Below are 235 nucleotides of genomic sequence, written 5' to 3' on the forward strand. Positions count from 1 at the left end.
CGCCCCGGGTTCGACGTTCAAGCTGGTCACGTCGGCGGCCGGGTTGATGGAGGGGAGCATCACGCCGAGCACCAGCTACTACGTCGGGTGCCGGCTTGAGGTGAAGGGCGAGAACGACGTGCTGTATGAGTACCCCGACTGGCGATGCCACGACCAGATGATGGACGTGCGGAACGGGATCGCGTGGTCGTCCAACGTATTCATGTTCCTGACGGCGGCGGGAGACCTGGAACGG

The 235-nt window shown here is 64.3% G+C and carries 1 protein-coding gene; it reads left to right on the top strand.

Annotated features, from left to right (window positions below; translation table 11 throughout):
* On the top strand, positions 1-235 hold a 235-nt coding region (locus tag ACY9Z2_RS19380; protein ID WP_463611307.1), incomplete at both ends, for a penicillin-binding transpeptidase domain-containing protein.

The organism is Virgibacillus sp. GM2-2, from assembly GCF_055329585.1.